Origin of the sequence: Methylobacterium sp. 190mf (assembly GCF_900107945.1) — a bacterium.
GTDB lineage: Bacteria > Pseudomonadota > Alphaproteobacteria > Rhizobiales > Beijerinckiaceae > Methylobacterium.
This window is the reverse complement of record NZ_FNVI01000029.1, coordinates 50311-70286: the sequence shown is the minus strand read 5'-3', so window position 1 is coordinate 70286 and position 19976 is coordinate 50311. Positions and strand designations below refer to the sequence as shown.

20 protein-coding genes and 1 pseudogene are annotated in these 19976 nt (G+C 71.5%); 10 read left to right on the top strand and 11 right to left on the bottom strand.

Translation table 11 applies throughout. From position 1 onward, the window contains the following. Positions 1-578: 578 nt before the first annotated feature. Complete coding sequence (locus C4T42_RS26570; protein WP_199778789.1) at positions 579-1139, bottom strand: TetR/AcrR family transcriptional regulator; 561 nt, start codon at positions 1137-1139, stop codon at positions 579-581. Positions 1140-1306: 167 nt separating this feature from the next. Here C4T42_RS26570 and C4T42_RS26565 point away from each other — a divergent pair, with 167 nt between their 5' ends. The 6 genes and pseudogenes from C4T42_RS26565 (at position 1307) to repB (ending at position 8126) form a co-directional block, all read left to right on the top strand. Next, positions 1307-1705: a RidA family protein gene (locus C4T42_RS26565; protein WP_020096193.1), complete on the top strand. Its 399-nt coding sequence runs from the start codon at positions 1307-1309 to the stop codon at positions 1703-1705. A gap of 1427 nt (positions 1706-3132) precedes the next feature. Then, entirely contained in the window at positions 3133-4221 is a 1089-nt protein-coding gene (locus C4T42_RS26560) for a replication protein RepA (RefSeq protein WP_020096191.1), read from the top strand. 191 nt (positions 4222-4412) lie between these two features. Next, positions 4413-4757, top strand: a pseudogene (locus C4T42_RS32905) (helix-turn-helix domain-containing protein); the annotation flags it as partial. Between the two features lie 88 nt (positions 4758-4845). Further along, a complete protein-coding gene (gene repC / locus C4T42_RS32900; RefSeq protein ID WP_348529278.1) occupies positions 4846-5748 on the top strand; it encodes a plasmid replication protein RepC in 903 nt (300 codons plus the stop codon). Between the two features lie 121 nt (positions 5749-5869). Beyond that, entirely contained in the window at positions 5870-7045 is a 1176-nt protein-coding gene (repA, locus tag C4T42_RS26550) for a plasmid partitioning protein RepA (protein ID WP_020096188.1), read from the top strand. Between the two features lie 4 nt (positions 7046-7049). Continuing rightward, positions 7050-8126, top strand: a complete 1077-nt coding sequence (repB, locus tag C4T42_RS26545) for a plasmid partitioning protein RepB (RefSeq protein ID WP_020096187.1) — start codon at positions 7050-7052, stop codon at positions 8124-8126. Positions 8127-8252: 126 nt separating this feature from the next. Here repB and C4T42_RS26540 read toward each other — a convergent pair whose 3' ends face one another. The 3 genes from C4T42_RS26540 to C4T42_RS26530 form a co-directional block, all read right to left on the bottom strand. Continuing rightward, complete coding sequence (locus tag C4T42_RS26540) at positions 8253-8708, bottom strand: hypothetical protein (RefSeq protein WP_128083282.1); 456 nt, start codon at positions 8706-8708, stop codon at positions 8253-8255. Positions 8709-8876: 168 nt separating this feature from the next. Then, positions 8877-9905 carry an amidohydrolase family protein gene (locus C4T42_RS26535; RefSeq protein WP_026605418.1) on the bottom strand — a complete coding sequence of 343 codons (1029 nt, stop codon included), beginning with the start codon at positions 9903-9905 and terminating at the stop codon, positions 8877-8879. 149 nt (positions 9906-10054) lie between these two features. After that, positions 10055-11203, bottom strand: coding sequence for a hypothetical protein (locus C4T42_RS26530; protein WP_020096184.1), 1149 nt, complete (start codon positions 11201-11203; stop codon positions 10055-10057). Positions 11204-11474: 271 nt separating this feature from the next. Between C4T42_RS26530 and C4T42_RS26525 the strand changes: the two genes are divergently transcribed. Both C4T42_RS26525 and C4T42_RS26520 read left to right on the top strand, forming a co-directional pair. Then, on the top strand, positions 11475-12254 hold the full coding sequence (locus tag C4T42_RS26525) for an alpha/beta hydrolase (RefSeq protein WP_020096183.1): 780 nt from the start codon (positions 11475-11477) through the stop codon (positions 12252-12254). A gap of 200 nt (positions 12255-12454) precedes the next feature. Continuing rightward, positions 12455-12868: a thioesterase family protein gene (locus C4T42_RS26520; protein ID WP_020096182.1), complete on the top strand. Its 414-nt coding sequence runs from the start codon at positions 12455-12457 to the stop codon at positions 12866-12868. A 69-nt stretch (positions 12869-12937) separates the two neighbouring features. Here the strand turns inward: C4T42_RS26520 and C4T42_RS32535 are convergent, their stop codons facing one another. The 5 genes from C4T42_RS32535 to C4T42_RS26495 form a co-directional block, all read right to left on the bottom strand. After that, positions 12938-13222 carry a helix-hairpin-helix domain-containing protein gene (locus tag C4T42_RS32535; RefSeq protein WP_234083251.1) on the bottom strand — a complete coding sequence of 95 codons (285 nt, stop codon included), beginning with the start codon at positions 13220-13222 and terminating at the stop codon, positions 12938-12940. Positions 13223-13775: 553 nt separating this feature from the next. Further along, positions 13776-14723, bottom strand: a complete 948-nt coding sequence (locus C4T42_RS26510) for a PDR/VanB family oxidoreductase (protein WP_020096180.1) — start codon at positions 14721-14723, stop codon at positions 13776-13778. A gap of 14 nt (positions 14724-14737) precedes the next feature. Beyond that, complete coding sequence (locus C4T42_RS26505) at positions 14738-15307, bottom strand: MOSC domain-containing protein (RefSeq protein WP_026605417.1); 570 nt, start codon at positions 15305-15307, stop codon at positions 14738-14740. 20 nt (positions 15308-15327) lie between these two features. Then, positions 15328-15717, bottom strand: a complete 390-nt coding sequence (locus C4T42_RS26500; RefSeq protein WP_042670561.1) for a Rid family detoxifying hydrolase — start codon at positions 15715-15717, stop codon at positions 15328-15330. Between the two features lie 90 nt (positions 15718-15807). Further along, positions 15808-17082 carry an MFS transporter gene (locus tag C4T42_RS26495; RefSeq protein ID WP_020096177.1) on the bottom strand — a complete coding sequence of 425 codons (1275 nt, stop codon included), beginning with the start codon at positions 17080-17082 and terminating at the stop codon, positions 15808-15810. 257 nt (positions 17083-17339) lie between these two features. On the opposite strand from C4T42_RS26495, the gene C4T42_RS26490 reads away from it, so the two are divergent. Then, positions 17340-17948, top strand: a complete 609-nt coding sequence (locus C4T42_RS26490; protein ID WP_020096176.1) for an XRE family transcriptional regulator — start codon at positions 17340-17342, stop codon at positions 17946-17948. A gap of 60 nt (positions 17949-18008) precedes the next feature. Here C4T42_RS26490 and C4T42_RS26485 read toward each other — a convergent pair whose 3' ends face one another. Further along, positions 18009-18248 (bottom strand): Lrp/AsnC ligand binding domain-containing protein, encoded by a 240-nt coding sequence (locus C4T42_RS26485; protein ID WP_020096175.1) that lies wholly within the window; start codon positions 18246-18248, stop codon positions 18009-18011. 96 nt (positions 18249-18344) lie between these two features. After that, a complete protein-coding gene (locus C4T42_RS26480) occupies positions 18345-19130 on the bottom strand; it encodes an alpha/beta fold hydrolase (RefSeq protein ID WP_026605415.1) in 786 nt (261 codons plus the stop codon). 126 nt (positions 19131-19256) lie between these two features. On the opposite strand from C4T42_RS26480, the gene C4T42_RS26475 reads away from it, so the two are divergent. Next, complete coding sequence (locus C4T42_RS26475) at positions 19257-19889, top strand: GntR family transcriptional regulator (protein WP_020096173.1); 633 nt, start codon at positions 19257-19259, stop codon at positions 19887-19889. The last annotated feature ends 87 nt before the right edge of the window (positions 19890-19976 follow it).

Below are 19976 nucleotides of genomic sequence, written 5' to 3'. Positions count from 1 at the left end.
CGCAAGTTGGCGGTTACGATGCACGCCATGCTGAAGTCTGGCGAGAGATTTGACCGCACCGCCGGAGCGGTCGCCTGATCTGACGAGCGGATCGCGTTCGCGCGGCGAGCACACAGGTCTGTCCTTGCCGGGACGTGGGCAGAGCCATTCCGCCTGATGGGGTGCACCCGCTGACTCAGCGAAGTGCGGCATCCACATTGGAAGGCTCCTCCCGCGAAGCTCCATCATGCGGCGGCTCCTGCCGACCGCGAAGACGACCCTGCACCCGGCATATGGTCACGATCACCGCAGAAAAAGCTTGCGTTTCGCCCCGCGATTAGACGACCCCATCTGCTTTTCCGGCCGACCGTCTCAGAAGCGGCTGTTCCACTTACGGCCAGTTTCCGTCATCGCGCGACGCCCGCCTGAACGTCTCAGACGGATGGCTTCCGGCTGGTCGGCTTTCGAGCGACATGGGTCCGGAGCAGACGTCGTTGTCGTCTCCTCTCTCGCTGTTCGCGCGCGGGCCACCCTGCAAGGTGTCCCCCGACGAACGCGTCGCGCGCCCGAGGATGACGCGTCCAGACCGGCGGGACGGCCTACTTCAGGAGGCCGTTCGCCAAGCACCGGAAGGCCTCGGTGGCCCTGCCGAGGACGGCCGGTGGATCGTCGGACGCGGCGACCCAGAGCGCGGCGTTGAGCGCCGCGCCGTTGATCAGGCGCGCCGCGGCCTCGGCATCGACAGGCTTGACCGTCCCGGCCTCCACGAGGGCCTGGATCGTCTCGGTCGTCGTGCGCAGGCAGGCGGTCTGGCCCGGCCATCGCGACGGATCGCCCAGCACTGCCGGTCCGTCGAGGAGCACGATGCGCTGGATCTCCGGCTCGAGGGCCAACTCGATGTAGGCGACGCCCTCGTCGAGGAAGCCGAGCCAGGGCGTTGGCGCCCTCTCGCGCGCGACCCGCGCCTTAGCGACCATCTCGGCGTCGAGCTGCGCGATGACGGCCTGAAGCAGGCCCTTCTTGTCGCCGAAGTTGTGATAGAGCGCGCCGCGCGTCAGGCCGGCCGCTTCCGTCAGCTCATCCATCGACGCCGCTGCGTAGCCCTTCTCGGCAAAGGCTGCACGCGCCGCGCGGATCAGCCTCGCGCGGGTTTCCTCCATCTTCAGCGCGCGCCGTCCCGATGCCACAGGATGCCTCGATCCTTCACATAGGCCCGCATGTGTTGACATACGCCGCGTATGCCATGATGGTCCGCATACGCGGCGTATGTGAATGGCGCCGCGAGGTCGATGGAAGCCGTCGGCACCCTTCGCAGAGGACACGCGATATGTCGAAGCGCGATGCAGTCTTTCCGCCCGGACGGCAAGCCCTCTACGACAAGCACCGCTACTCGGCCGCGATCCGGTCCGGCGACCTGCTTTTCGTCTCCGGCCAAGTCGGCAGCCGCGAGGATGGCTCGCCTGAACCGGATTTCGGTGCGCAGGTTCGCCGTGCCTTCGACAGGCTGAACTCCGTTCTCGCGGCGGCCGGCTGCAGTTTCGACGACGTGGTGGACGTGACAACCTTCCACACCGACCCTGAAACGCAGTTCGACACAGTGATGGCGGTACGCGACGTAATGATCGGCGAACCGCCCTATCCGAACTGGACTGCCGTCGGCGTGACCTGGCTCGCGGGCTTCGACTTCGAGATCAAGGTCATCGCCCGTCTTCCGACCCCGGTCTGAGTCGGTGTTCGGCTCGGACGATGCCGGGAAGAATCGCCAAGCCGCTTGTTCCTCCACGGTCCCGATACCGGCATCATCGTCGATGAGACAGATTTAGACTATCGCTCCTGACCCTGTACGAACTTTGAACTTGGATCACCGCGTGGGGCCCATCACCCGGCGAGGAGCCCCGCCGATTGGACCACCACAACCGCGAGCATGCAGACCGCCGCCGCGGCCGCCGCGTACGACACAATTTTCGTGAATCCCTTCATGGATCTCCTCCTGACAAATCGGATCTTCGGTCGTCGACAGAGATCGCGGCGCGCGACCGCGCTCCGGGAAGGCAAGACGGCCCGGATCGCCGCGTCACACACCGTATCGGGGTGTCACGTCGTCAACGCTCCTCGGTGGCGAGCGTAAACAACGACAGGAAGATTCGGTTCACCTCGGATGCGCGCGTCCTGTCCTTGAGCGACAACTTGCCGCCCGCGACGCGGCACGTTCTGGAACTTCGCAGGCGATAGGTGAGCGGGACGCGCGGCCCGCGCAGGGGCGCACGGGGCGTCCATGACCGGCCCGGTGCCGACGCCCGTCGCGCGAGCGGCCCGAAGGCGCCCTCCCCTCCCGGTCCCGCTCCGTAGCGCTCCGATGTGTCGGGCGGTCACCGACCGCGTCGTCGCGGGCCGCGACCGGATGCCCGACCGTCTCCGGACCACGGGACCTTGCCGGTCAGCGACGCCACCATCCGACGCGTCGCCGCACCACCATCCTGATCCTGCGGTGCGCGGCTCGCATCTGAGTCGTCCCTGCCGATCGGTCCACGCCGCCTCACGGGCGCGCGGGTTACGGTCCGCCGCTGGAAGCGCGTCGGCGAGGTCCCGAGCAGGCCGGGTCGCCACCCTTTGTGCGGCTGATCGGCCGCCTCGCGTCTCTGTCCAGTGGCGTCCGAGCGCGCCCGAGACGCGTCGCCGGTCAGTGGCCACCCAACGCGCTGGTGCCGGGCCTGCCGACGCGACCGCTTACAAAAATCAGCGCCCCCGGGTCCGCTCCTGAGAAAACTCAGCGCGGCCCCTGCGGTGTCCGACGGCGCGGGACTTACAAAAATCAGCGCAGGTGGACGCGCCTGCCGGGGTTTGGAAGGTCGCCAAGCGCCCTCACCCGTCATCGACGGCGTGCGCCACGCTGACTTTTGCCAGCGGACGGTCGGCGAGCGCTGATTTTTCGCACTCGCGCCGACGCGACCGGCGCCAACGGCGGTCGCAGCCGTGCCGGGACGCCGTCGCGGCTCGACCGCTGGGCGGCCGTGGGTCGCCGACGCTGAGTTTTGTAAAGAATCCCGGTCGGCGCGCTGAGATTTGGAAACCCGATGATTGCGCCCGGTCGGCGACTCGCGACTGATAGCCTCCAAATTGCCCTGTGGTCGGCACGAGGAGAGCGAGACCGGCATGAACGCGGCAGAGACCCGCCAGTTGAGCCTGTGGGAGCAGAGCCTGCGGCGCCCCGAGGCCGGAGCCGACCGGCCGACGACCAGGCTCGGCCCCGCGCTCGACGGCCGCATGGATGTGTCGTTCCTCCACAAGGGCTTCTGCATCGCCGGCCTGCCGCTGCGCCGGCCCAAGAACACGATGGAGCCGTGGAACCGGCGCGACGGTCGCTTCTCGCTGACCGTCGAGCCGGCCCGGTTCGTCCTGCCCAACGGGCGCCAGATCGAGGTGGGCGTCCCGTTCGGACCCAAGGCGCGCCTCCTCTCCATGTGGCTGGCCACGGAGGCCCGCGATCCGCGCCGGAGCGCCGGCGACCGCTGGATGGAGATGGGGCGGATCACCGAGTGGTTGAAGGCCGTCGGTTTGCCGGTCACGGGCGGCGAGCGGGGCTCGATCGGGCCGACCAAGGACCAGCTCGTCCGGCTGAGCTTCCCCATCTTCACGATGGTCCTGAACGGCGACGAGGGCGGCCACGTGTTCAAGCGCGAGAGCCTGATCGAGGGGGGCGCGTTCAAGGATGACGACCTCGAGGTCTGGGCCGCCGGGGGACACAGCGCCATGCGCTGGCCGGAAGCGCTGATGCTCAGCCAGAACGCCTACGACCGCTTCACACGGCACTCGATCCCGGTGCCGACCGCCAGGCTGCGCCAGGTCGCCCACAACGCCATGGCGATCGATATCCTCGTGTACCTCTGCTACCGGCTGCCGCTGCTCTCGCGCGGGGAGAGCGAATTGCTGACCTGGCGCGATCTGATGGCGCAGTTCGGATCCTCGGAATTCGCCTCCCGCTTCAAGCAGGCCTTCTCGGAATCGATCAAGCGCACCCTCGACGCGTACCCGGAAGCCAACGTCGCGATGACGGCCGAGGGTCTGGTGCTGCGGCACTCGGACCCGGCGGAGCTGCGGCGCGCCTTCGTCGCCGTCGCGGGGGGGCCGACCCGTCGCGCCCGTGCCGCGCCGCGGGCGCGCAAGGCTGCGCGGGTCCCGGATCAGATGGGCCCCTGCGAGAGCGCGGACCTGCTGACGCCGGCCGGTGCCGCGCGCGCCTGACGGCGGCCCACCCCCACCCCTCTAGACGGAGCAACCCGGCAAAAGAAAAGGCCCCCGAGACGTTCGCCCCGGAAGCCCTCTCTGTCGTCTGGACAACCTCAGAGAATCACTCCCGGACATCGCTGTCAACCACGCGACGCGGCCATCGCCTCGGCGGGCGCTGCTCTCTTGCCTCATCGCGGGCGAGGACAATGCTTCCCGGACACGAACCCACGACGCCCTTCGGGCGGCGACCGCTCTCGCTCGGCATGATGGCCGCGCAGGCGGCGGCCAAGGCCTGCCCCGACGACGCGGTCGGGCACAAATGGCGCATCTTCCGCGACGTGACCGAGGCGAAGGATCACCTCGCCGTCTCGGACCGCGCCCTCGCGGTGCTGAGCGCGCTGCTCACGTTCCATCCCGAGACGGCGCTGTCGCCCGGCTCGCCGCTCGTGGTCTTCCCGTCGAACCGCGAATTGTCGCTGCGGTCGCACGGGCCGTCCCCGGCGACGCTGCGGCGCGCGCTGGCCCAGCTCGTCGCGGCCGGCCTGGTGATCCGGCGGGACAGCCCGAACGGCAAGCGCTACGCGCGCCGCGACGGTGCCGGCGCGATCGCGCGCCTTCGGGTTCGACCTGACGCCGCTCGTGGCGCGCGCGGGGGAATTCGCCGTTCTTGCCCGGGCGGTGCGGGCGGCCGCGCGCCGGCGCCTGCTCCTGCGCGAGGAGATCGCCCTGCACCGCCGCGACCTGTCGAAGATCCTCGCCCTGGCCGCCGAATCCGGATGGTCCGGGCCCTGGGCGGCGCTCGCGGACCGGTTCGCGGCCTGCGGCGGCATGCCGGGTCGGACCGCCGGCGAGCCCCACCTGCACGCCGCCGCCGAACCGCTGCGCGCGCTGCGCCGGGAGGTGGACAAGTGGCTGCCAAGTTTGGCGAATGCGCCGGAAATGGTCGGCACTGCGTCTCACGGTGAGCGCCACCATCAGAATTCAGATCCAGATCCTGCTGACGATTCTGAACGGTGCCCCCGGCGAGGCCCGGCCGGAGCCGCGCGATCCGACGTCGCTCCCGCGCCCGGCCAGCCGCGTCCCCTCCCCTCGCCGATCCCCTCTTCCCTCCCCTCGCCCCTGCCTCTGCCGATGGTGCTCGAGGCCTGTCCCGACGTCGTGCTCTACGCCCGCGACGGTATCCGGAGCTGGTCCGATCTGGCCGGCGCGGCGGAGGTCGTTCGTCCGGCGCTGGGAATCGGTCCGGACGTCTGGGAGGCGGCCCTGGCCGCGATGGGGCGGGACCACGCGCTGTCGGCGCTGTCGGCGATCCTCCAGCGCGCCGAGTCGATCGGCGCGCCCGGCGCCTATCTCCGCGACCTGACGCGGAAGTCCCGCTCCGGTCGGTTCTCGGCCTGGCCGATGCTCTTCGCCCTGTGGCGCCAGCGCCGTCGAGCGTCAGCCGACGGCCCAAGCGGTCCCGTCCGCGTCGCGGGAGTTGACCGCGGTCAACACGCTCGCCCGCTCGGAAGCGGGGCGGCGCGAGCGTCAACATTCTGTTAAGGTTGACTGTGATCTTGTCACGGTGCGGCGGCGTTTGCGGCCGAGAAAACCGTGACAGGAGTTCGGAACCGTGGCCAGCCCCGCGGCGCTCGCCGCCCTACCCTCTTCGGGGTCAACCTCCATGGCGATGCACGATCTGATCGCCGGCGACGCGCAGGCGCTGTCGGCCAAACTGCAGTCGCACCGGCAGCGGCTGTTCCCGCCCGAGGCGCGCAAGCAGCTGCGGCGATTCTCGTCCGGCGAGGCCGCCAAGCTGATCGGGGTCGACGACGGCTACCTGCGGCGCCTCTCGCTCGACGGCAAGGGGCCCGCCCCCGAGATCGGGCCGTCCGGGCGGCGATCCTACTCGAGCGCCGACATCCAGGCGCTGCGCGGCATGCTGGACGAAGGGGCCAAGACTGGCCGGCGGTACCGGAAGGAGCGGCGGGCCGAGGAGCATCTCCAGATCATCGCGGTGGTGAATTTCAAGGGCGGCTCGGGCAAGACCACCACGGCGGCCCATCTCGCGCAGCACATGGCGCTGCAGGGCTACCGCGTCCTCGCCGTCGACCTCGACCCGCAGGCGAGCCTGTCGGCCCTGCACGGGATCCAGCCCGAATTCGACGTGCGGGACAACGAGACCCTCTACGCCGCGATCCGGTACGACGCGGCGCGCCGTCCCCTGACCGACGTCATCCAGAAGACCTACTTTCCGGGCCTCGACCTCGTGCCGGGCAATCTCGAGCTGATGGAATTCGAGCACGAGACACCGCGCGCCCTCCTCCAGCGGAGCAGCGACGGCGATTCGCTGTTCTTCACGCGCTTCGCCCAGGCCCTGGCGCCGGTCGCCGACCGCTACGACGTGGTCGTGGTCGATTGCCCGCCGCAACTCGGCTACCTGACGCTCTCGGCCCTGTGCGCGGCGACCAGCGTGCTCGTCACCGTGCATCCGCAGATGCTCGACGTGATGTCGATGTGCCAGTTCCTGCTGATGACCTCCGAGATGCTCGGGGTCGTCGCCAAGGCCGGCGGCGACATGAACTACGACTGGATGCGCTACCTCGTCACGCGCTACGAGCCGACCGACGGTCCGCAGACCCAGATGGTCGCGTTCATGCGGACGCTGTTCGGGGAGCGCGTGCTCACCAACGCGATGCTGAAGAGCACGGCGGTCTCGGATGCCGGCATCACCAAGCAGACCCTGTTCGAGGTCAGTCGCGACCAGTTCACGCGCGCGACCTACGACCGCGCGATGGAGAGCCTGGACGCGGTCAACGGCGAGATCGAGGCGCTGATCCGCACGGCATGGGGACGCTGATCCGATGGCCCGCAAGAACCTCCTCGCCGGCCTGCTCGATCCGGCCGACCAGACCGAGTTGACCGCGGTCAACTCGCCCCGCGACGACGCGGCGGCCGCGCGATCGGAGCGGGGCCCGGCCCCGGCCGTTCCCAGCTTCACCGGCCGCGGCGCAGTCGGCGCGATGAGCCGGTCCCTGGAGCGCCTGACCTCCGAAGTCGTCTCGGCGCGCGCCGCGGAGGACCAGCTCAGGTCCGGCAGCGTCGCGGTCGATCTCGATCCGGGCCTCGTCGACCCGTCGCCGGCTCCCGACCGGCTGCCGGTGATCGACGGCCCCGGCGAGGACGCCTTCGTCGCCGTCATCCGGGCGCAGGGGCAGCAGACCCCGATCCTGGTGCGGCCCCATCCCACCGTCAGCGGGCGCTATCAGGTCGCGTTCGGCCACCGGCGGCTGCGGGCCGCGGCCGCGCTGGGGCGGCCGGTCCGCGCGCTGGTGCGGACGCTCACGGATGCCGAACTCGTCGTCGCCCAGGGTCAGGAGAACAACGCGCGGGCCGATCTCAGCTTCATCGAGCGGGCCGCCTTCGCCCTGACGCTGGAGCGGCTCGGGCACGGGCGCGACGTGATCATGGCCGCCCTGCTCGTCGACAAGACCGAGCTGTCGCGCCTGATCGCGGCGCGGCGCGCCCTGCCCGATTCTGTGATCGCCGCCATCGGTCCCGCCCCGAAGGCGGGACGCCGCCGGTGGATGAGCCTCGCGGATCGCCTCGCCAGCCCGGAGATGCGGGCGCGGGTCGATGAGATCGTCGCCGCGGACGCCTTCGCGACCCTGTCCTCCGACCAGCGGTTCGTGCGCGTGTACGCGGCCGTGGCGCCGGTCCCAGCCCCGGCGCCGCCGGTGGTCCGCGCGGGGCCGGAGGTGGGGCTGGCGGAGGACGGGCGCCACTTGGCGCGCGTCGAGCGGACCCCGACGACCGTGGGCCTGATCATCGACGAGACGCTCCATCCCGCCTTCGGCGACTTCCTCGTCGCGCGCCTCCCCGAGCTGTTCGCGGCCTACGAGCGCGAACAGGCGCGCGGCCCGGAGCGATCCGGGCTCTGAGGTCGCGCCGCGCGGGCCTCGCGCCGCCGGGGCGGACCGGTCGCGAGGCCGCCGGTTCCCGAGATCCGCCGCGCGCGATCCGCCCGCACGGGGGAGGGGGCTCCGGCGCGCTGCGTGAGGCGCCGGCTACCTGCAGGCCTCGGCCCGCTTGTCGATCAGGCCGCGCAGCCCGGAGAGGCTGATCTCCTCCGTCATGGCCTCGTGCCATCGGTCCAGCAGGCGGATGCTGAAGCGTCGACCGGCCAGAATATCTTTCAATACGTCCCCATTCAGCGTGATCACTCCGGCGTCCTGCATCTGCGTTGTGGGAAACATCGCGGTTGAAACAGGTCCGTCGTCGATCCGATACTGATAATTGAAGATGGAATTCTTTGGCAGGCCGGTGATCTCGATGCGGTCGCCGACGATCTGGATGCGCGACCGCGCCTTCGGCGCCAGAACGCAGGCGACGTCGCCGCTCGACGGGGCCGCCGATTTCCTGAGCACCCAGTCCCCCTCGCCGGCGACCGTCTGCCCGGCCTCCTGAGCGTGGCCCAGGCCCGCGACAAGGCAGAGCGCGACGGCGCAGATCGTGACCCTCATGAACGACATCCCCGCTTCACCCGCCGGTCCGGCCCTGGGACCAACATCGTCCGCGCGGCGGCGCCGTCGATCTGAGACACATTCGCCCGGTCACCGGCAGGCGCGCGCCGGCGGATCCGCGATCGGGTCCACCCCGCCTCTGCGGCTCCTCCGAGGCCCTCGGCGGCCCTACGGCGTCACGCCGACCGACCGGAGCCGCGCCGCGAGGCGCGGATACACGCGCAGCGCGTTCCCGGCGTAGATCTTGGCCCGGTCCGCGTCCGGGATCGCCGCGGCCTCGACGTAGCGCTTGGTGTCGTCGTAGGCGTGGCCGGTCTCGGGATCGACCCCGTTCACCGCGCCGACCATCTCTGAGGCGAACAGCACGTTCTCGCGCGGGACGACCTTGAGCAGCAGGTCGATGCCGGGCTGATGGTAGACGCAGGTGTCGAAGAAGACGTTGCGCATCAGCTCGGACAGCGGCGGCCGCTTCATGTCCTGGGCCAGTCCCCGGTAGCGCCCCCAGTGATAGGGCACGGCACCGCCGCCGTGCGGGATGATCAGGCGCAGCGTCGGGAAGTCCTTGAACAGGTCCGAGGTCACGAACTGCATGAAGGCGGTGGTGTCGCCGTTGATGTAGTGCGCCCCGGTCGCGTGGAAGTTGGGATTGGCCGAGGCGCTGACATGCACCATGCCGGGCACGTCGAGCTCGACCATCTTCTCCCAGAGCGGGTACCAGAACCGGTCGGAGAGCGGCGGATCGGTCCAGTAGCCCCCGGACGGGTCCGGGTTGACGTTGCAGCCGACGAAGCCGAGCTCCTTGACGCAGCGCTCGAGCTCGGCCGTGCAGTTCTTGGGCGAGACACCCGGCGATTGCGGCAGCTGGCAGACGCCGACGAAGTTCTGCGGCATCAGGCTCGTCACCCGGTGGATCATGTCGTTCGACACGATCGACCAGTCGAGGCTGGTGCGGGCCGTGCCGATATGGTGGCCCATCCCGCCGGCCCGCGGCGAGAACAGCGCCAGGGAGATGCCGCGCTCGGACTGGAGCTTGAGCTGCCGCCCGCTCACGCTGGCGCGCACCGCGTCGTCGCTGACTTGCAGGTCCGACGGCTTGGGGGACTGGCCCGGGTCGTTGAGCGCGCCGATCTGGCGCTTGCGCCAGTCCAGCATGGCGGCCGGCTCGGTGGTGTAGTGCCCGTGGCAGTCGATCACCAGACCCGTGTAGCGCGACGGCTCGGCCCGCGCGGCGCCGGCCGTCAGCGCCGCCGCCCCCAGCCCCGCGAGGCGGCCCAGGAAGCCGCGCCGGGGCAGGCAGCACGCGCAGCCCGCGCCGGCGACCGGCGTGGCCGGATCGGCCGCCGCGATCATCGCGCGCCGCCCTCCGGCAGGGCGGCGCGCTTGCGCAGCACCATGTCGCCCCGGAACAGGAACTTCTGCGCCCGCTTCCCGGTGTCGACCTCGGTGGTGAAGACGTTGCCCTTGGAGTCGATCGCGAGGTTGTGGACCCAGTGGAAGTCGCCGGCCATCCGACCGTTGCGGCCGAAGCGGCCGAGGACCTCGCCGGTGTCGCGGCTCAGGGTGCGGACCTCGTTGTTGGCCCCGTCGGCGTTGAGCAGGTAGGTCTGGCGCTCGTCCGGCCACAGGGCGAGTTCCCAGACCGAGCCGTTGGCCCGGGTGTTCTTCTCGACGAACATCTCCTTCACGAAGGTGCCGTCCTTCCGGAACACCTGGATCCGGTCGTTGGTCCGGTCACACACGTAGACGAGGCCGTCGCGGGCGACCTGCACGCAGTGCACCGGGTTGGCGAATTGCTGGGACGGGGTCGCCGCCGGATCGTAGGGGCCGAGCTTGTCGTCGGTCGGCGGCTTGCCGTAGGCGCCCCACATCCGCTTGAACGCTCCGGTCTCTGCGTCGAACACGATGACGCGGTGGTTGTAGTAGCCGTCGGCCACGTAGAGCTCGTTCGTCTCCGGATCGACCATCATGCCGGCCGGCTTGCCGAGGCGGCTCGTGTCCCGGCTGTCGGTCTGCGGCCCCTGCTTGCCGATCTGCAGCACGAACTTGCCGTCCGGGGTGAACTTCAGGATCTGGCCGTCGGTGTCGCCGTTGCCGGCGAGCCAGACGAAGCCCTTGTGGTCGATGTGGATGCCGTGCTCGTTCTGGGGCCACTGATAGCCCTCGCCCGGGCCGCCCCAGGACTTCACCAGGCGCCCGGCCTGGTCGAAGACGAGGACCGGGGGCGCCGGCTTGCAGCAGCGGGTGCGGGGCGGATCGAGGCTCGCGGCCTTCTCGTCGTCGGTGAGGGTGCGCGGCCGCTGGATCACCCAGACATTGTCCTGCGCGTCGACCGCGACACCCGCCGCCTGACCCATGATCCAGTCGTTCGGCAGGCGCTGCGGCCAGGCCGGATCGACCTCGAAGCGCAGCGGCTCCTCGGCGCCGGCCGGAACGGCGAATGTCAGCACTGTCAGCGAGGCCGCAGCCGTCAGCCGACGCAGCACGCGTCGCAGCATCTCGGTTTCCTCTCCCGGTTTTTACTCAATTCGTGCCGCCATGAGAGGCTGAAAGGCCGCCCTCGTCCAGCATCGCGCAGCATATCCGGGTAACATCCCGGGACGCTTGCGCCCGGATGTGCCCGTCCGCGCGCGGTCCCGGCCGCCGCCGGGTCGCGCCGAGATGCGCGCCGAGATGCGCCTTGGGCGGCCCGAGGCTGTATCCTTCCCGCGCCGGCGGCGAACAGGGACGGTACGTCCCGCATCGACGAGTCCGGATGGAGGCGTCCCCATGATGACGCGCAGAACGCTGACCCGCACCCTTGCCGCCGGCGCGGCCGCCGCGCTGCTGCCCGGACCGGCCACCGCCCAGGATCTCCCGCGGGCGCGCAACGTCGTGCTGGTCCACGGGCTGTTCGCCGACGGGTCGTGCTGGTCGGAGGTGATCCCGCACCTGCAGGCGGCCGGCCTCTCCGTCACCTCCGTGCAGAACCCGCTGACCACCCTCGCGGAAGCGGTGGCCTCGGCGCAGCGCGTGCTGGCCCGCCAGGAGGGACCGACCGTCCTCGTCGGCCACTCGTTCTCCGGCATGATCGTGACCGAAGCCGGGATCGACCCGAAGGTCTCGGCGCTGGTCTACGTGGCGGCGCGGGCGCCGGACGCGAACGAGGATTACGCGGCGCTGGCGAAGGCCTACCCGACCCCGCCCGCCTCGGCCGGCGTCGTGTTCGACGGCGACGAGGGGCGCCTGAGCGAGGCGGCGTTCCTGCGGGATTTCGCGGGCGACCTGCCGGTGGAGAAGGCGCGGGTGCTGTTCGCGGTCCAGCAGCCGTTCCGCAAGGCCCTGCTGACGGGACGGACCACCCAGGCCGCCTGGCGCTCGAAGCCGAGCTTCTACGCGGTGTCGACCGAGGATCGGACCATCGACCCGGACCTCGAACGGTTCATGGCCAAGCGCATGAACGCGCGGACCGTCGAGCTCCGGGCGAGCCACCTGTCCCTGATCTCGCGCGCTCCGGATATCGCGGACCTCATCCTTGGGGCGGCCGGCCAGCCCCGCCGTCGGCGCTGACCGGACGCGACTCGCTTGCGAGCGCTCGTCCCCCCCTTCCGGGGGTTCCCGGTCCGGGGTTCTCGTGCCGGGGTTCCCGTGCCTGGCCGGGCGGCGGGGAGGGGGCTGGGCTGCGTGCGGCGAAGGTCCCGGGATGTCCGGACGCGGTCCCTCGGCCCTACCTATCGGTCATCGGGCCGAAACGGATCTGGAGCGCGCGCATGCAGGACATCCCGTTGGGGGCGAAGGGGAGCTTCGCCATGCTGGTCGGGCCGTCACATCTGGCCAGCCAGTTCAAGGACAACATCCTGCCGCCGGTCTTCGCCACGCCGATGATGGTCCTGATCATGGAGAACGCGGCGCTGAACGCCGTCCGCCAGTACCTCGATCCCGGCGAGAGCGCCGTCGGGACCAAGGTGGACGTGACCCACATGGCGGCGACCCCGGTCGGGCACCGCGTCCGGGCGGAGGCCGAGGTGGTCGGCGTCGCCGGACGCCAGATCCAGTTCCGCGTCGCGGCCTGGGACGAGTCGGAGCAGATCGGGTCCGGGACGCACGAGCGGATGATCGTCGACATCGAGCGGCTCGGCAAACGTCTCGCCGCCAAGCAGCCCGCCCCGTCGAAGCGCGCGTAGCGTCCGGGCCGTGGCCCCTGGCACCCGTGGGACCGGCGAGCTCGGCTCGGTGCCGACGGGCTTCGACCCTCAATCCGGGCGGCCCGCGCCAGCGGACTCGGTCTGCCGCACCGCGACGGCAGCCCTGATCGCCTCGTAATCGGCCTTCTTCAGGACACGCCGGGTCACGAGATCCTCCGGCGAGCCGTAGGGCCGGAACGCGACGATCCGGCGCCCGATCATGCCGGCCCCGAGGGCGTTCAGTTCCTCGACGGACGCCGTGTTGAGGTCGACGCCCTGGCCCGGAGAGGCCGGCGGCTGGCCGGAGCCCGGCGCGCCCTCGGCCTGCTGCGGCGGCGCCGCCGGCTTCGCCACCCCGCTCGCCGCGGGGGCATCCGGCGACGCTGCCGGCGATGCGGGCGGGGTTGCCGCCAGGGAGGACGGGGGGGCGGCTGTCGCGTTCCGCGGTGCCGGGGCGACGCGCGGGGCGGATCCGGCGTTCGGCCCCGGATAGACGGACCGGATGGTCTCGCCCTGCGGGTCGATCCCGGATCGGTCCTGCTTGGACACGGCAATCGGTGTGGACGCCTGCCTGTCGCGGCTCGCGTGAGGGCGGGGCCCGTAGGAGATCCAGAGGCCCGCCAGGACGACTGCGGCCGCCGCCAGACCGGCGCTGATGGACAGCGTGGATCGGCTCATTCTCACAACCTCCTCTTGGCGGGCGGGGCACTGCCCCACGGCGATGGCACTGTCGAGGCGGGCTAACCCAGCCCGAGCGGCATCGCCATCCGCCGCGTGAGGTTCGCTGATCCGAATCGTGCGGCGCGCTGGCGCAGCTCACGGTCGCGCGGGCCGCGCGGCGAGGCGGCCGGCGTCGTCGCCCGCGCGGGGCCACACGTCTGATAACGCCGCAGCGCGGGTCCGGCCGTCAGAGCTCGAGCGTCACGGCGTCCCGCGCACGTGAGACGCAGGGCATCATGCGGCTCCGGCGCTTGGCGAGCGGCAGGACCGCGTCGCGGTGGAGGACCGCGCCGTCGCGATAGCCGCACTCGCAAGCGCCGCAGACGCCGAGCTCGCAGGAGGAGGGCAGGTCAAGCCCCGCGCCGCGCAGCACGTCGAGCAGCGACCGGTCGGCGGGCACGTGGAGCACCTGCCCGGTGGAGGCGATGCGCGCCTCGAACGGCTCCGGTACGAAGCCCTCGTCGCGCAGCGGCTCGAAATGCTCGCTGTGCACCCGCTCGGCGGGCCAGCCCCGCGCGACCAGGCCCTCCTGGACCGCGTCCATGAGGCGCCGCGGCCCGCAGGCGTAGGCGTGGGTCCCGGTCTCGGCCGGGCCGAGGGCGTCGGGGTCGAAGCGCCGCCCCTCGGACCCGAACCAGCACCGGAGGCGCGGCCCGCAGACCGCCCGCACCGCTGCCAGCAGCGGCGCCGCCTCGGGGGAGGGGGCGCAGAGGTGGAACGCGAACTCCGCTCCCGACGCGGCGAGCGCGCGCGCCATGGCGAGCAGGGGCGTCACCCCGATCCCGCCGGCCACGAGCAGGTGGCGGCGCGCCTCGGGGTCGAGGGGGAAGTTGTTGCGGGGCGCCGAGACGTGGGCGAACGCCCCGGGCGCGAGCGTCTCGTGCGCCCAGGCCGAGCCGCCCCGGCCGGCCGCCTCCCGCTTGATCGCGATCTCATAGCGGCTCCGGTCGGCCGGGTCGCCGCACAGCGAGTACTGCCGCACCCGCCCGTCCGGCAGGCGCAGGTCGACATGGGCGCCGGCCGTCCAGGCGGGGAGTTCCGGGCGCGCGGGATGGACCAGACCGAGGTGCAGCACCTCCGGCGTCGTCGCGACCGCGTCGGCGACGCGCAGCTTCATGATCAGGCGGGCCGTCATCGCGCGCAGCTCCGTCAGTCCAGCAGCGCGATCGCATCGCCGGGCCGGATCACGCCGCCGCTCTCGATCCCGCAGTTCAGGCCCGAGCGGTTGTAGAGCGGCAGGTAGACCGGCATTCCGAGCAGCTCCTCGAGATAGCGGCAGGGGAAGTTGAGGCGCCCGCCCCGCAGGATCACCGCGCCGACCCGGAAGCGCCGGCCGACCAAGTGGTTGAGCGGCACGCCGCGCACCGTGAGGTTGCGCCGATGGTCCCCCGGCAGGAGGCGCAGCGGCCCCTCCTGCAGCGGCGGGTCGTTGCGGTTGAGGGCGTCGAGGGCCTCCTGCTCGATCAGCGTGACCTCGCGCACGTCGGGCTTGGGCGAGTAGGTGCCGGTGCCGAGGAAGTAGCGGTCGCCCTCGATCCCGCGGCCTGCCACGCACACGGCCTCGGACACCTCCTCCATTTCGTAGCTCGCCGCGGGGGCGATGTGGATGTGGGTCAGGCTGCCGACCCAGCCGGCGGCGCCGCCCGGAACCCGGACGGCGGCCGATCCGGCCGCGTGCGCGAAGGCCTCGACCATGCGGGGTGCGGTCTCGCCGGTCATCGTGCTGGTCGCCTCGGTTGTCATGCGGCCTCCGTGGCGAGCGCGATCGCCTCGATCTCGACCCGGGCGTCGCGCGGCAGGCGCGCGACCTCGACCGTGGAGCGGGCCGGGGCCTCGCCCGGGAAGTGCTCGGCGTAGACCGCGTTCATCGCGGCGAACTCCGCCATGTCCTTGAGGAACACGGTCGTCTTCACGACGCTCGCGAGGCTGGCGCCGCCCGCCTCGAGCACGGCGGCGAGGTTGGCGAGGGACCGCCGGGTCTGCGCCTCGATCCCGTCCGGGAACGCGCCGGTGGCGGGATCGATCGGCAGCTGTCCGGAGGCGAAGACCAGCCCGCCGGCCCGGATCCCCTGTGCGTAGGGCCCGACCGCCGGAGCGGCCTTCTCGGTGCGTATGGTGTGCTTCGTCATGCGGTCGATCTCGCGTCGGTCTGTTTCAGATAGTGGACGATAATCCACTGTATGGGAAGCCGCCGCGCGCGTCCGGGGCGGCTCATCCGGTCAGTCGATCGGCTTGCGCGCCGTCTCCGGGGCGAGGAGCGTCGCCGTCAGGGTGATGCAGGCGAGGGCGATCAGGTAGACGGAGATCGGCCAGGTCGCGCCGGAACTCCAGCCCAGCAGGGCCGCGGCGATCAGCGGGGTGAAGCCGCCGCTGAGGGCCGCGCCCACCTGGAAGCCCAGCGAGGCGCCGCTGTAGCGCAGGCGCGCGTCGAACAGCTCGGACATCCAGGCGGCGCCGGTGCCGAACATGATCCCCTGGCCGAAGCTCAGGGCCACCGCGACGGTCAGGGTGATGATCGTTGGGTCGCGCGTGTCGAGCAGGGTGAACAGCGGGAACGCGAAGGCGATCGAGAACAGGCAGGCGGCGACGAACAGGGTCCGGCGGCCGTAGCGGTCCGACAGCCAGCCGAAGGCCGGCAGGGTGAAGAGCTCGATCACCGCCGCCACCAGGATGCCGTTCAGGATGATGCTGCGCGACAGCCCGAGCTGGCCGGTCACGTAGGAGATCGAGAACACGGTCACGACGCTGACGTAGGCGATCTCGGAGACCTTGAGGCCCACGGCCTTCAGGAAGGTGCGCGGGTGCTCGGTGAGGATCTCCATGACCGGCAGCCGCGCCACGGCGGACCGCCGCTTCACCCGCTGGAACGCGGGCGTCTCGTGCAGGCGCAGGCGGATGAACAGCCCGAGGCCGACCAGCAGCGCGCTGGCCAGGAACGGGATCCGCCAGCCCCAGGCGAGGAAGTCCGCCTCCGGCAGGAAGCCGCACAGCGCGAAGGCCCCGATCGACGCGATGACGCCGAGGGGGTAGCCGAGCTGGACGATGCTGCCGAAGTAGCCGCGCCGCTCCGCCGGGACGCTCTCCACCACCATCAGGACCGCGCCGCCCCACTCGCCGCCGATCCCGATGCCCTGGACCAGGCGCAGCGCCACGAGCAGGATCGGGGCCCAGATGCCGATCTGCGCGTAGGTCGGCAGGCATCCGATCAGGAACGTGCCGAGGCCCATGATGATGATGGTCAGGGACAGCATCGCCTTGCGGCCGATCTTGTCGCCGAAATGCCCGAAGATGACGCCGCCCAGGGGGCGCGCCAGGAAGCCCACCGCGTAGGAGCCGAACGCCGCGATGGTGCCGACCAGCGGGTCGAAGCTCGGGAAGAACAGCTTGTTGAACACGAGCGCCGTGGCCGTCCCGTAGATCAGGAAGTCGTACCACTCGACCGTCGTCCCGATGACGCTCGACCAGACGATCTGGCGCCGGTCGGCGACCGGCACCGGGCCGGCATCGAGAGCCGGGGACGCCTCAAGGGGCAACGCGGTATCGGCCACGGCACATCCTCCACTGTGATGGATAAAAATCCATTCTTGTGGAGGCAAGCGGCGTGCCAGCCCGGCGACGCGCGTTCCGGAGTGCGCTTCGGCGCAAGGTGCGGCGCAAGGTGCATTTCGGCAGCCCCTGCGCTAGGCGGGGGCGACTCTCTCGGTGCCGCGCCCCGGTCGCGCGGCCCGGACGCGGGCGCGGAAGACGGGGCATGACGGCGAGGACGATCATCGGGGCGGACCCGGCAGCGACGGAGACGTCCCCGCAGATCCACATCGCCGAGGAGATCCGGCGGCGCCGCAGGGAGCAGGGCCTGTCGCTGGAGACGCTGGCGGCGCGCTCGGGCGTCAGCCGCTCGATGATCTCCAAGATCGAGCGCTCCGAGGCCGTGCCGTCGACGGTGGTGCTGTCCCGCCTCGCGGAGGCGCTCGGCGTCACCTTCTCGCGGCTGATGGCGCCCGCGACGGAGCGCGAGATCCTGGTCATCCCGGCGAGCCGCCAGCCGATCCTGCGCGACGAGGCGTCCGGCTACCTGCGGCGCTGCATCTCGCCGGTCCTGCCCGGGCGCGGCATCGACTGGGTGCTCAACACGCTGCCGCCGGGCGCCAGCACCGGCGAGTTCACCGCCCATCGCCGCGGCGTGTCCGAGTACATCTACGTCCTGCGCGGCCGCCTGCGGGCGGTGATCGGCGAGCGCGCGGTCATCATGGAGACCGGCGACAGCCTGTATTTCGAGGCCGATGCCGGGCACGCCTTCACCAACGTCGGCACGGAGGCGTGCGAGTACTTCCTGGTGATCGACCCGTCGCGCGTCCGCTGAGCCGGGCCGCCCCGGACGTCCGCGGCGCGCGGGGCCGGCCGCCGGTCCCGGTCGGGCGCGTCAGTGGAAGGCCTTGAAGGCGATGATCGTCTCGGAATCCTTCACGCCGTCGAGGCGCAGGAGGAAGTCGTTCACGAACAGCCCGATATCGACGCCGTTGTCCACGTGGAACTTGGCCATGATGTCGAACCGTCCGGCCGTGGAGTAGATCTCGGACGCGATCTCCATCGCGACGAGCGCGTCGGACGCGGCGTAAGTCTTGCCGATCTCGCATTTGATCTGCACGAAAAATGTCTTCATGTCCGTCTCGCTGGATGGCGCGCCGCCGCGGCCGCGCGGATCGGGGCCGCCGACCCCGCCGGAGCGGCCGAACCTAGCACCGTTCCGCGCGTCCGCTCAGGCGGAACCCGGCCGGAGAAACGCCAGGACCTCGCGGGCGAACAGCTCGGGGGCCTGGAGCTGCGGGACGTGGGCGCAGTCCGGCAGCGTCACGAACCGCGCGTCCGGCAGCCCGGCCGCGAGCTCGCGCGCCATGGCCGGCGGGGTCGCCTCGTCCTCCTCCCCGACGAGCACCAGCGCCGGCGCGCGGATCTCTGAGAGGCGCGCGCGCAGGTCGAGGCCGGCCAGGGCCGCGCAGGCCGCCCGGAACACGTCGACGTCCGTGCGCAGGAAGGCGGCCCGGCGCTCGGCCATCAGGTCCGGGTGCGCGGCCTGGAACGCGGGCGCGAACAGCCGGCGCATGGCCGTGTCGGCGAGCGCCGCGAGCCCCTTCTCGGCCGCCGCGCCGGCCATGCCGCGGAACGCGGCCCGGCCGGGCTCCGGGAAGCAGGCGCCGCAATCGGCGAAGACGAGCCGGTCGAAGAGGTCGGGGTGGCGCAGGGCGCAGAGCAGCAGCACGAAGCCGCCGTAGCCGTTGCCCAGCCCGGCCGCTGGCCGGCCCCCGGTCGCCGCGCGCAATGCCGCGCCGACCCGGTCGGCGACGGCCTCGAGGCCGCCCGGCGCGGGCGCGGAGGCGCCGAACCCAGGCAGGTCGGGGACGAGGAGCCGGAAGTCGCGGCCGAGCGCCGGGGTGACCCGGTCGAAGCTCGTCCGGTCGGCGAGCAGCGAGTGCAGCAGGACGAGGGGCGGGCCCTCGCCGGACAGGGTCACCGCGACCTGGCCATCCGCGAACATCGCATGCATCCGAGACCTCCCCCGCCGCCTCTGCCGGCGGCTCCACGACGCTGTCGCATCCGACGCGTTCGCTCGCAATCCGGTTGACGTGATATTTCACGAATGGCAGCATGTGTCGATCGAACGAGGTCGTGCGTGCTGCTCCGAGACAACATCTACGCGGCGATCCGCGCCGACATCCTGGCCTGCGTCCTGCGCCCCGGCGCGGAGGTGCGCGAGCAGGAACTGGCCCAGCGCTACGCCGTGAGCCGGCAGCCGGTCCGGGAGGCGCTGCTGCGCCTGGAGCGCGAGCGGCTCGTCACGGTTCACGCGCGTCAGGGATATCAGATCAACGCGATTTCGGTGGCGGACGCGCGCGATCTGCTGCGCATGCGCCTCGCTCTGGAGCCGGCCTGCGCGGCCGAGGCCGCGGCCGGCGCGCCCGCTTCCGTCCTGGCGTCCCTCGACGCGTTCCGCGCCGTCGCGGACGGCGCCGACTTCATCGCGGAGAACCGCGCCTTCCACATCGCCCTCGCCGAGGCGTCGGGGAACCGCCGCATGGCCGCGACCGTGCGCGACCTCGTCGAGCAGGCGGACCGGCTGGTCCGGGTCAGCCTCGACGGTATCCGCGGGCGCGACCCGGCGCAGCTGGTGGACGAGCACGCCGCCATCATCGACGCCGTGCAGCGCCGCGACGGGCGCGGGGCGCGCCGCCTCGTGCGCGCGCACGTCGCCCAGGCCGAGCGCCGCATCCTGACCGCCCTGGAACGCAGCGCGATCGTCCTCTGAACGAGGTCGCGCCCGGCGCGGAGCCGAGGGACGCGGTGGAACACGACACCGGGCCCGACCCGGCCCGACAACGGACCCGACACGGGA

Coding starts and splice junctions, on each gene's coding strand:
- C4T42_RS26570 (WP_199778789.1), bottom strand. CDS start 1,139: ATGGAGGAAACCCGCGCGAGGCTGATCCGCGCGGCGCGTGCAGCCTTT.
- C4T42_RS26565 (WP_020096193.1), top strand. CDS start 1,307: ATGTCGAAGCGCGATGCAGTCTTTCCGCCCGGACGGCAAGCCCTCTAC.
- C4T42_RS26560 (WP_020096191.1), top strand. CDS start 3,133: ATGAACGCGGCAGAGACCCGCCAGTTGAGCCTGTGGGAGCAGAGCCTG.
- repA (WP_020096188.1), top strand. CDS start 5,870: ATGGCGATGCACGATCTGATCGCCGGCGACGCGCAGGCGCTGTCGGCC.
- repB (WP_020096187.1), top strand. CDS start 7,050: ATGGCCCGCAAGAACCTCCTCGCCGGCCTGCTCGATCCGGCCGACCAG.
- C4T42_RS26540 (WP_128083282.1), bottom strand. CDS start 8,708: ATGAGGGTCACGATCTGCGCCGTCGCGCTCTGCCTTGTCGCGGGCCTG.
- C4T42_RS26530 (WP_020096184.1), bottom strand. CDS start 11,203: ATGCTGCGACGCGTGCTGCGTCGGCTGACGGCTGCGGCCTCGCTGACA.
- C4T42_RS26525 (WP_020096183.1), top strand. CDS start 11,475: ATGATGACGCGCAGAACGCTGACCCGCACCCTTGCCGCCGGCGCGGCC.
- C4T42_RS26520 (WP_020096182.1), top strand. CDS start 12,455: ATGCAGGACATCCCGTTGGGGGCGAAGGGGAGCTTCGCCATGCTGGTC.
- C4T42_RS26510 (WP_020096180.1), bottom strand. CDS start 14,723: ATGACGGCCCGCCTGATCATGAAGCTGCGCGTCGCCGACGCGGTCGCG.
- C4T42_RS26505 (WP_026605417.1), bottom strand. CDS start 15,307: ATGACCGGCGAGACCGCACCCCGCATGGTCGAGGCCTTCGCGCACGCG.
- C4T42_RS26500 (WP_042670561.1), bottom strand. CDS start 15,717: ATGACGAAGCACACCATACGCACCGAGAAGGCCGCTCCGGCGGTCGGG.
- C4T42_RS26490 (WP_020096176.1), top strand. CDS start 17,340: ATGACGGCGAGGACGATCATCGGGGCGGACCCGGCAGCGACGGAGACG.
- C4T42_RS26485 (WP_020096175.1), bottom strand. CDS start 18,248: ATGAAGACATTTTTCGTGCAGATCAAATGCGAGATCGGCAAGACTTAC.
- C4T42_RS26480 (WP_026605415.1), bottom strand. CDS start 19,130: ATGCATGCGATGTTCGCGGATGGCCAGGTCGCGGTGACCCTGTCCGGC.